This is a genomic window from Phycisphaeraceae bacterium, from assembly GCA_040222855.1.
GTDB lineage: Bacteria > Planctomycetota > Phycisphaerae > Phycisphaerales > Phycisphaeraceae > Mucisphaera.
Window position 1 is genome coordinate 1,066,855 of record JAVKCD010000019.1, and the last position, 11,100, is coordinate 1,077,954.

Annotated in this window: 9 protein-coding genes; 5 read left to right on the plus strand and 4 right to left on the minus strand. The window is 62.5% G+C overall.

Going from position 1 to position 11,100, the window contains the following annotated elements; genetic code table 11:
* Nucleotides 1-69: 69 nt before the first annotated feature.
* Nucleotides 70-834: an HAD hydrolase family protein gene (locus RIG82_09675; protein ID MEQ9461207.1), complete on the plus strand. Its 765-nt coding sequence runs from the start codon at nt 70-72 to the stop codon at nt 832-834.
* A 67-nt stretch (nt 835-901) separates the two neighbouring features.
* Here the strand turns inward: RIG82_09675 and RIG82_09680 are convergent, their stop codons facing one another.
* A complete protein-coding gene (locus tag RIG82_09680) occupies nt 902-2,311 on the minus strand; it encodes a SpoIID/LytB domain-containing protein (protein MEQ9461208.1) in 1,410 nt (469 codons plus the stop codon).
* A 115-nt stretch (nt 2,312-2,426) separates the two neighbouring features.
* Between RIG82_09680 and recJ the strand changes: the two genes are divergently transcribed.
* A complete protein-coding gene (gene recJ / locus RIG82_09685; protein MEQ9461209.1) occupies nt 2,427-4,244 on the plus strand; it encodes a single-stranded-DNA-specific exonuclease RecJ in 1,818 nt (605 codons plus the stop codon).
* Nucleotides 4,245-4,296: 52 nt separating this feature from the next.
* Here the strand turns inward: recJ and RIG82_09690 are convergent, their stop codons facing one another.
* A complete protein-coding gene (locus RIG82_09690) occupies nt 4,297-5,001 on the minus strand; it encodes a hypothetical protein (protein ID MEQ9461210.1) in 705 nt (234 codons plus the stop codon).
* A 213-nt stretch (nt 5,002-5,214) separates the two neighbouring features.
* Here RIG82_09690 and RIG82_09695 point away from each other — a divergent pair, with 213 nt between their 5' ends.
* Nucleotides 5,215-6,108 (plus strand): aldo/keto reductase, encoded by an 894-nt coding sequence (locus tag RIG82_09695; protein ID MEQ9461211.1) that lies wholly within the window; start codon nt 5,215-5,217, stop codon nt 6,106-6,108.
* A 50-nt stretch (nt 6,109-6,158) separates the two neighbouring features.
* Complete coding sequence (locus RIG82_09700; protein MEQ9461212.1) at nt 6,159-7,091, plus strand: histone deacetylase; 933 nt, start codon at nt 6,159-6,161, stop codon at nt 7,089-7,091.
* A 7-nt stretch (nt 7,092-7,098) separates the two neighbouring features.
* On the opposite strand, the gene RIG82_09705 is transcribed toward RIG82_09700, so the two are convergent.
* A complete protein-coding gene (locus RIG82_09705; GenBank protein MEQ9461213.1) occupies nt 7,099-8,748 on the minus strand; it encodes an FAD-binding oxidoreductase in 1,650 nt (549 codons plus the stop codon).
* 187 nt (nt 8,749-8,935) lie between these two features.
* On the opposite strand from RIG82_09705, the gene RIG82_09710 reads away from it, so the two are divergent.
* Complete coding sequence (locus RIG82_09710) at nt 8,936-9,697, plus strand: hypothetical protein (protein ID MEQ9461214.1); 762 nt, start codon at nt 8,936-8,938, stop codon at nt 9,695-9,697.
* 82 nt (nt 9,698-9,779) lie between these two features.
* On the opposite strand, the gene RIG82_09715 is transcribed toward RIG82_09710, so the two are convergent.
* Complete coding sequence (locus RIG82_09715) at nt 9,780-10,562, minus strand: hypothetical protein (GenBank protein MEQ9461215.1); 783 nt, start codon at nt 10,560-10,562, stop codon at nt 9,780-9,782.
* Nucleotides 10,563-11,100: the final 538 nt, after the last annotated feature.

The window sequence follows — 11,100 nt, forward strand, 5'->3', positions numbered from 1 at the left end:
CATGACGCGCGCGTCCGCTACCCTCATACTCCCTGCACATCGCTTCACCTCACCCGATCGGACCCCGCCGTGACCGACGCGTTCACCACCTCCCACCCACGCTTCGACGTCATCCTCTCCGACGTCGACGGCTGCCTCGTCTCCGAACACACCGACGCCCTCGACCTCCCGCGCCTCGCCAAACTCGCCGACCACAACCGCCTCGCCCGTAAGCACGCCGACCGGCCCCACATCACCCTCTGCACCGGCCGCCCCCAGCCCTTCGCCGAGTGCATGACCCGACTCATCGACAACCTCGACCTCCCCATCATCTGCGAGAACGGCGTCTACCTCTTCTACCCCCGCGACCACGTCTACGTCATGGACCCCGCCATCACCTCCACCCACCTCGACGCCATCGCCGAAGCCCAACACTGGATCATCGCCACCTTCAAAGACGCCGGCATCGTCATCCAGCCCGGCAAAGAAGCCTCCATCTCCCCCTACCACGCTGACCCCCACGCACTCGACCCCATCATGCCCCGCATCCGCGAAGAAGCCGAAAAACGCAACTGGCCCCTCCGCATCTCACGCTCGTGGAACTACATCAACTGTGACCTCCTGCATATCTCCAAAACCACCGGCATCCAACGCTTCTTCGACGCCACCAGCCTCACCCACGACCGCGCCGCCGGTATAGGCGACACCCTCGGTGACCTCGCCATCCGCCAGGCCGTCGCATGGTTCGCCTGCCCCGCCAACGCCGACCCCAAACTCAAAGAACACGCCGACTTCACCGCCCCCAGCCAGGTCATCGCGGGCACAATCGAGATCCTCGATCATATTGCACACTAAAGCCGTGATGCATATTCTGGAATGCTAATTCGGGTGCCTGTGACACGCTGCAGGCGTGCCCACAGAGCTAATACACCTTACGCAACTCAGCCCCCGGATAATAAAACCCCAGAATCTCATCGTGGTCATACCCGCGCTCCGCCATGTCCTGCGCTCCCCACTGCGACAAGCCCACGCCGTGGCCAAACCCACGCCCGTTCGAGAATACCACTCTCGACCCCTGCACCGCCACCTCCACAAAGCTGCTCTTGAGCACCTGACTCCGATCCAACGCCGGCAGCGGCGAACGCGCGAAGTTACACGCATTGCGAAACTGCTCCGCCCGTAGCGTATACACCGCGCCATCCAGGTCCACCACCGCAAACTGCACTGGCCGACCCCCAACTGTCCGCTCCGTAACCTCAAGATTCACCAGCCCGCGCTTACGCCCCACAGCGTGGTTGTTCGCCACACCCCACGCCACAATCCGATCGCTGAGCGTTGCCAGACTCCGATCAATCGGACCCCACCGCGCATGCGGAGAGTCCGCACCCACGTCGTAGTGCATCCGCGCCCGCAGTGGGGCCATCTGCACCACATCACCAAACGCATCCCACGCACTCTGCGCGATCCCACCCGAATCCGCCGAGTAGAACGCCGGCACCACCGCACCCTGATACACCAGCAGCACCCCACGCGTCGCCTCCGCCGCCGCCAGCGGCTTCGCCGCCTCCGTACCGCCGGTATAAACCTGGCTCGCCGTCGTCGACTCGAGGTCATAGGTCCGACTCGCCGTCATCGACGCCGAGAACACCGCGTAACTCCGCGCCGCCACCGCCTGCGCCCGGAACGTCGCCGGTTCCCAACTCCCATACAACTCACCCACCAGCACCCCCGGTAGGTACGTCTCCATCGGCACATGATTCATCACGTCCAGTCGATCGCTCCCCGCCTCCGATCGCCACGCAGGCGTCACCGCCAGCAGACCCGGATAGCTTCGCGTCCCCAGCCGAATCGCACCACCATCCGCGCGTCGCACACCCACCGAAGACACCTCAAACCCAGCCGTCGCTCCAGACCCATCCGTCACCAGCACCCGATCCGCCGCCCGTGCAAACCCCAGCGGGCCCCGCATCACTCGACCTTCACGAAGCGACCCCGGACCCGTCACGACCCCAACCTCATAAGGCCCCGCATCCTCGATCCGCACCCCTCGTTCACCCCGCTGAATACGAACACGAAGCACCGGCTCACCGGTCACACCCGCCACCGCAGGCCCCCGCCGCAGATTCGGCACCGCCAACGCCCGATTCGCCGGCACGCGCTGGGCCTCAGGTTTCGACAAGGGCCGCAGGTCGGTCCGCGACAACGGCTCCCAACCCCACCCATCTAGGTCTCGACGCTCACATCCACCCACCGCCAGCACCAGCAACATCGCCAGCACACTCAACAAACCCAACGCCGCCGCCGGATAACGCTGCCAGTCCATCCAATGCATGCCCAAACCTCTCATCCATGAGACAACAAGGCTCTCCGAGCCTATCTCCCTATATTATCGGCCACGCACGCCAACGACGCCAACGACCGCTCACATTCATCGAGTAGACTCCGGCATGACCCTCGCCACCCTCGAAGCACGCAAACGCTGGCGTATCCGCCAGCCCCAAACCCCATCCGACCCTCAACTCGACCTCCTCACCCGCGAAACTCGACTCCATCCCCTCGTCGCGGCCCTCCTCCCCGCCCGTGGCATCCGCACCCCCGAAGACGCCGACCGCTTCCTCAATCCTCGACTCACCCACCTCCACGACCCCGACCTCCTCCCAGGCGTCACCCCCGCCTCCCAACGCCTCACCGCAGCCATCCGCGATAAACGCCCCATCATCATCTACGGCGACTACGACGTCGATGGCGTCACCGCCTCCGCCATCCTCTGGCACATGCTCACCACGCTGGGCGCGAACGTCTCCACCTACATCCCGCACCGACTCGAAGAAGGCTACGGCCTCAACGCCGATGCCCTGCTCCACCTCACCAAAACCGCCCAGAAGAATCACGCGAAAAGCGGGGCGGGTGGCAAGCCTCTCATCATCTCGGTCGACTGCGGCATCACCGCCGTCGAACCCGCCAGCGCCGCCATCGAAGCCGGCGCCGAACTCATCATCACCGATCACCACGGCTTCGACCCCAAGAATCTCCCGCCCGCCCACGAACTCGTCCACCCCGGACTCCCATCCGACACCCCCTACCCATGGCCCGAACTCTGCGGCGCAGGCGTCGCCCTCAAACTCGCCTGGGCCACCGCCCGACAACACACCGGCTCCGACAAACTCTCACCTGACCTCCGAGCCCTCATGCTCGACCTCGTCTCCCTCGCAGCGCTCGGCACCGTCGCCGATGTCGTCCCTCTCCTCGACGAAAACCGCGTCATCGCCTCCATCGGCCTCAACCAGATCAAGCGCACCCGCTTCATCGGCCTCACCGCCATGATCCGCGCCGCCAAACTCGAATCCGAAAAAGTCTCCGCCCACCACGTCGGCTTCGTCTTGGGACCACGACTCAACGCCTGCGGGCGCATGGGCCACGCCGGCGAAGCCCTCAAGCTCCTTACCGACCCCACTCCAGAACAAGCCGAAGACATCGCCCTGGAACTCACCGAAGTCAACAACCAACGACGCACCACCGAACGCACCATCGTCGATCAGGCCAAACAACAAGTCACCGACGCCGGCTGGGATTCCCCCGACCACCGCGCCCTCGTCCTCCTCGGCGACGACTGGCACCCAGGCGTCCTCGGCATCGTCGCCTCAAGACTCGTCGAAGCCTTCGGCCGACCCGCCATCGTCCTCACCCAGGACGCCGACGGTACAGCCACCGGCTCCGCTCGCTCCGTCGATGGTGTCTCCATCCTCGACGGTCTTCAAACCTGCAGCGACTGCTTCACACGCTTTGGCGGACACGACATGGCCGCCGGCATGACCCTACCCGCCGCCAACGTCAACGACCTCCGCAACCGACTCGTCGCCTGGGTCAATACCCAACTCACCCCCGAACAACTCCGACCCACCCTCGACCTCGAAGCACCCCTCCCCCTCGCCGACTGCAACAACCAACTCTGCGACCAGCTCGACCGCCTAGGCCCCTTCGGCCGCTCCAACCCCGCACCACGCTGGTCCTTTGACAACCTCGTCATCGACGACCACCCCCGCCAGATGGGCAAAACCGGCAACCACCTCGCCCTCCGCCTCGCCGACCCCAACTCCCGACAACGCATCCGCGCCGTCGGCTGGAGCATGGGCGACCTCGCCGACCAACTCGCCCCAGGCGTCCGCATCGACCTCGCCGGCGTCCCCAAACGCTCCGAATGGCAAGGCGTCACCCGCATCGAAATCGAAATCAACGACCTCCGAATCAACACAACCCAGCCATAAAAAACGCCGCGCCCCACAGGGACACGGCGCTCAAAACTCCTCATCAATCACGTCAAAGCCGCGAACGCCTGGCCGCCAGCAACCCCAGCAGCACACAGCCCGCACCCGCCGCCGCAGGAGAAGGAATCACCGTAGGCGGGGGGGCCACCTCATTCCGAACTACAAGACGCGCCGTATCCATCACGGCCTTCTTCGGAACATGCCACGAAGCCGTCACCTCTGAACCAAAAATCGTCGTCAGGTCCCTGCCACCACCGCCGCCCGGACCCGCCCCGCGAGCCGATCGACCCGTCGGATACAGAACCGAAGTCGCCGTCGCGCCCGGCAGATGCACCGCGCCCGTAGGCATCGACGACATAAAACCGTCAAAGCTGTTCATCAGACCGTCCACCCCGATAAACCCAAGGACTTCCGCACCCAGATCAAACGTCAGATTCAGATTCCCGCCGGTCTTATGATCCGGATCGTAATGCAGATAGAAGATCGACACGCCCGTGTCATTCGATACACCCGGCACAACCTCCTCATACCCCGATGACCCGCCAACAAAGCTCAGCACGTCGCCGAGTGTCAGGTTCGAATATTCCTCGAACACCAGCAGATCACCATCACCCGTCGTCGTCCCCGTCCCGTCATTGTTGTCCGTCAGATCCGCCAGCCCAGTCAGCGGAAGGCTGACCACCGAGCCAGCCTGAGCCGACACCGCCGCCAGACCGACCACGCCGGTCAGAGCGATAGCACCCATGAGTTTCATCATCGCACCCTCTCCAGTAACAGGCCTACTTCCTTCGTTTCAAAAGGATGTGTTTCAGAAGGCCATCTGGCGACTCATCCGCGAACTTTAAACGCCACAACAGCCGAGTAGAGTCACTCTCGCACACTCAGTGAAAATGGAGAACGCCCCTTAATCCGCGACAGACCACCCCTCGCTCCCAACCAATCCAAGGTGCCCAAACCCTATGATGATCACATGACCACCACACCCACCACTCACGACACCCTCACCGCCCCCATGCCCACCCGCCAACTCCGCGGGCTCGACTGGCAAGCCTCCCTCCTCACCCTAGGCGGGGTCAAATGGGACTCCGTTATCACCGAGACTCAGGCCATCGAGCTCATCCACCGCGCTATCGAGCTAGGTGTCAACACCTTCGACACCGCCTCAAACTACGCCAAAGGCGAATCCGAACGACGCCTCGGCAAAGCCCTCCTCGGGCACCGCGACAACGTCTTCATCGCCACCAAATCATCCAAACGCGATTACGACGGCGCCCGCCGTGACATCGAACAATCCCTCAATTCTCTCCAGACCGACACCATCGACCTCTTCTTCATCCACTCCCTCGAAGACGATAACGACCTGAAGAAAGCACTCGACCCCCAAGGCGTCCTCAAAGCCATCGACGAGTTCAAAGCCGCCGGCCACATCCGAAACGTCGGCGTCTCAGGCCACTGGTTCAAACACAACATGATCCACGCCATCAACGACTACCCCTTCCAGGCCGTCCTCCTGCCCATCGGCCTCTTCAACGAAGCCTACAACTACAGCTTCCCCGCCGAAGTCATCCCCGTCGCCCGCAACAAAGACCTCGCCGTCCTCGGCATGAAAGTCCTCGCCGCCGGCCGAGCCAAACACGTCGCCGACATCACCCCCTACATCCGCTTCGCCATCAACCAGGACGTCGACACCGCCGTCATCGGCGCCGACTCCATCCAGCAACTCGAACAAACCATCCGCATCATCAAATCAAAACCCGTACCCCTGCCCCCCGAGGAAACCAAAGCCCTCTTCGACGAAGCCCGCCAGGTCACCCAATCCTTCGACCCCGGCGAGTTCAGCTGGGTCTCCCACTACAAGCAATAAGCCCCGTCTCACACATGCAGCAGGACAAGATCGGGTCCTAACATCTCACCGTGATACCACGGCTCCCCCTGATCCACTCCGAGCACTACGACGCCCCCGTGCCGTCCGGGCACCGCTTCCCCATGCCCAAGTTCCTCATTCTCCGTGAGACACTCGATAGCCTCGGCATCTCTCAACACGCGCAATATCACCGACCCGAAGCCGCCTCCCTCAAACACCTCTTGCTGGTGCACACCCCCGACTACCTCGACGCCTTCATCAACGGCACACTCACGGATGACCACCTCCGCCGCATCGGTCTCCCCTGGTCGCCTCATCTGGTCCGACGCACGATCACCGCCGTAGGCGGGACTATCCTCACCGTCCAGCAGGCACTAACCCACGGACTGGCTTGCAACACCGCTGGCGGGACTCACCACGCTTTCCCCGATCACGGCTCCGGTTTCTGCATCCTCAATGACCTCGCCGTCGCAGCTCGCACCGCCCTCACCGAAGGCTGGGCTGCCCGTGTCCTCATCATCGATCTCGATGTCCACCAAGGCGACGGCACCGCCTTCGCCCTCGCAGACGAGCCCCACGCCGTCACCTTCTCGATGCACTGCCGTTCGAACTTCCCCCTCCGTAAGCAAGCCTCAGACCTTGATCTCCCCCTAGACGATCACCTCGACGACGCTGCCTATCTCGACCTACTCGAACAAACCCTCCCCGACCTCCTGGAACGCACGCAGCCCGATCTCGTGCTCTACGACGCGGGCGTCGATGTCCACGCCGATGACCGCCTGGGACGCCTCAACCTCACCGACCACGGAATCCTCACGCGCGATAAGTTCGTCCTCAACTCATGTCTGAATCTCGATATCCCCATCGCCGCTGTCATCGGCGGCGGCTATGACCACGACCACCACAAACTCGCCGAACGCCACAGCCTGCTCCATCAGGCCGCGCTCCACATCTGGCAGAGCCATCACGCCACAACCTCGTGACGCCAACCTATCCCGCCTTCCGCAGCCCCTTCTTCCCCGCACCCTCCAACGGCGCGATATACCGCCCAGGACTGATCGTGTCGTTCGGGTCCATCGTCTGCTTGATCGACGACACCAGGTCCCAGTACGGATCACCCTCTCGACGAATCTTCGCGTACCCACCCGGCCCCGTCCGGTATGGATAAAAACCCGCACCCATCAACGCAGCCATTAGCGCCTCATAACACGCCTGCGCCCGCTCCGCTTCCTCAGCGATCCGCTTGTCATACGAGATGTTGCTTACACAAACCATCGCACGCTCAGTGATCATCGTGAACGTCACCAGCGTATCGAATCCATACTCCGCATAGATCGGCTCGAGCAACTCCATCAGCTCCTTCGCATCCGACCCGCGATTCGGCACCACAGGCGACACCCATGCCAATCCCGCATGAACATCCAACGGGTCCATCGCCTTCTCCGGCTCAGGATCACGCACCCGCCATGCCGCCCCTCGAAGCGGCTCATCCGACGGCACACCCTTGAGCAAACCATACACCGGCTTGAGAATCGCCAGCATCTCGCCCAGCCACTTGCCAGCGCCAACACACGTTAGCCCCTTCTGCACCGTCTCCGCCAACACCAGCCGCCGGTCGTTGATGAACTTCACCTTGTATGGCCGCAGCACACGCCCCAACTGCTTCTTCACCGCAGCCACCGTCCCCTTCGACCCATAGATCGCCCCGCACCCGTTCCAAGCCCCGATCATCCCCGCTCGTTTCAACCGAGCCCGCACATCCTCCGGCAGGGGGGTCACCCCACCCGTCTGATCAAACGGATACCGCGTCCGCGCCGACAACACCCGCAAGTCATTCGCAATATGAATCGTGCTCTGCAACAACCCCTGCATCCGCAGCGGCGCCAGCCGATCCACAATATCCACCAGGTCCTCCTCACGATCTCCCGAGAAGAAGTACGCACAGAAATCCTCTGGCTTCGGCATCAGCCAGATCGTGATCCGCGTCACAATCCCCAGGTTCGACTGAACAAACAAACCATCCAGCATCGGCCCCAGCCCATACGGATACACATGCGCCGCCCGCGCACCCGGATAATGCCCGTACCCGGTGTGCACCACCCGACCATCCGCCAGCACCACCTCCATCCCGCAGCACGTTAGGAAATGATCCCCATACCGCGTATGCCCGAACCCCCGGTCCAGCGTATTCCCCACCAGACTCGATCCCACCCCAGCACCCGTCGCATCCACCCACAACTCCGGCGCGTGCTCCTCCAGATAAGCACTCAACTCGCCCTGCGACACCCCCGGCTCGATCACCGCATAAGCCAGCTCACGATTCACCTCCACCACCCGGTTCATCCGCGACAGGTCCAGCAGCACCTGACCCGCCGCCACCGGACCCGCATCCCCATAACCCCAGTTCCGACCCCGCGAGATCGTGTGCAGCTTCACCCCCGTCGCATCCGCCGCCGCCGCGATCGCCGACACCTCCTCCGCCGTCACCGGATACAGCACCGCCCCAGGCGTCCGATCCGCCCCCATCGTCGACCGCCCATAACGACCCCGAACCCCGTCCTCCGTCACCACCCGATCCCCACCAATCACGCCCGACAACCGTCCGAGAAAAGCCCGCACATCAGCCGTTTCACCGCTCATCACACAAATCCCCTAAAGGGCAACCGTCGCCCAACCCACCTATCGACACCCCACCACCCCCTAATCACCACCCAATACCAGCCACAAAAACATTCTCTGGCAAGATAGGCAGTCTGTCCCCTTCAGCACCCCCCACATCAGACCGATGACCCCTCCGGAGCAACCGCACCAATCAACGGAGCGCCCCATGGCCGACAACGCGCCCAACAACCCAACAGAAAACACCACCGACCTCGAATCCTCCATCTCCGTTTCTGGCCTCACCTTCGACGTCGCCAGGTCGGTTGATCAGGCAGCCGAAGCGTGGAAACTCGTCTACAACGCCTACCGCCGCGCTGGACTCATCCCAGAGAACCCCCAGGAACTCCACCTCGTCCCACAGGCCATCAACGAACGAACGCTCGTGACCCTCGGCCGCATCCACAACGTCACCGTCAGCACCATGAGCGTCTACATCGACGGCCCCGAAGGCCTCCCCGTCGAATCTGTCTACGCCGATGAACTCAATCGACTCCGCGATGAGGGCCGAACCCTCGTCGAGCTCGGCCTCTTCGCCGACCGCCGTGAACACCTCTTCCGCTCCATCGACGCCATCCTCGAACTCATGCGCTTCTGTACCCACTACGCCGTCAATGAAGGTGCCGTCGATGCCGTCGTAGGCGTCAACCCCCGACACGTCCCCTTCTACACCCGACTCCTCGGCTTCGAGGTCATCGGCGAAACCAAATCTTACGCCACCGTCAACGACTTCCCCGTCGTCCTCCTGCACCTCGACTGGAACCTAAAAACCGCCGCCAAACGCCTCCCCCGCGGCCTCGCCCACCTCGCCAACCCACCCATCGGCCCCGAGTTCTACGCCAACCGCGTCCGCATCACCCCCGAAACCATCGCCAACTCCCCCATCCACGACTACCTCCAAGTCAAACACGACCTCGTCTCCGCGATGTAACCACCACCCGCCGCGCACCAAAAAACAAGGGACCCGGGCGAACCCGAGTCCCTTGCTTATTACTATTTCAGCAGGCTAGTGATTAGCCGATCCGACGACGCCGGGCAGCAGCCAGGCCCGCGAGGACCAGACCACCCATAGCAGCGGTCGGGGTGGGCAGGACCGTAGCGTTGAACTTAAAGCTCGCACGGTCGGTGAACTCACCAGCAGTCGACGTTGGCGAGATGGTGCCCGTGCCGCCAACCCGACCAGTCACACCCAAGCTGGGATCAAGGATCGTGCCACCGGCGATATCCAGATCAGGAATGATCGCGAGATCAGTACCGATCGGGATGAGGCTGTAAGAGCCACCAGACAGAATATCGAGACCAGCAAAGAGGCTCTTGCCTTGGGCGTCAACGCCCACTCCACCGCCCCAGCTGGCGCTGTTGTAGCCAGTTGTTCCGGTCAAACCACTGGGAACCGTCACCGAGCGGACACCGTCAACACGGTCATCTTCAAAAATCTGAAAATCAGCAACGCTTACGGCCGCACCCGCACCGATGGTCAGCGTAAAACGACCAAAAACCTCGACGTCAGTGGACGACAGATCGACCGTGTCAATCAGCGTGCCGCCCAGAGTTGTCAGCGAGATCGAATCGATCGTGAAGATGCCCTCAATAACGTCACCGGGAGCAGCAGGAGTCGTACCGCTCAGGTTCGTCGACAGGCTGATGTCGTTGAAGTCGTAGGCAGCCGGCACGCCAGCAAAGCCATTTGTCGAGGCCAGGTTGAATAGAACGTCCTTGACATTGCCGGCCTGAGCCGATCCCGTCAACGCAATACCGGCCGCAGCCGATGCAAACAAAAGCTTCGAAGTCTTCATGGTGATACCTCTCCTCGAACGTGGTGTTCGTCTGTTTCGCTGGAAAGTCGTGCGGACCCACCCGCAACACATATCGACTTTCCCGCAGGCTAACTTCCTTCTCAGGTTCCTCTCAGGGCTGTCACATTGACATCCCTCTCCACGTCACCATCCACGTATAATGGCCTGGGCCAGGAAGCCCTTAGTGACATACCTAAACATACCTCACCACAGGACCGTGTCAACATGAGGCTACCTCATCTGCTCGATTTTTCCCCAACCCTAACGCGCCATGAACCTCACCCCAGCACGCCCTCAGATTATCTTCAACGCAAGTTCATATTGAAAAGCAACTTACGGATACGCCTGGCGGCACCCCCTCTCTAGCCTGACGAACAGCTAAATCTGCCCTTAGGGAAGCCCCTAGCGCAACAACCCCTCAACCTAGTTGGCTCTCTATACCACCCAAACCCCTAGGTTTCCCGAAAGCCCCCCCCCCCCAAACCCCCCCCCCCCAGGCGGGGGGGGGGGGGGGGGGGGGCCGCGGGGCCCCGCCCCC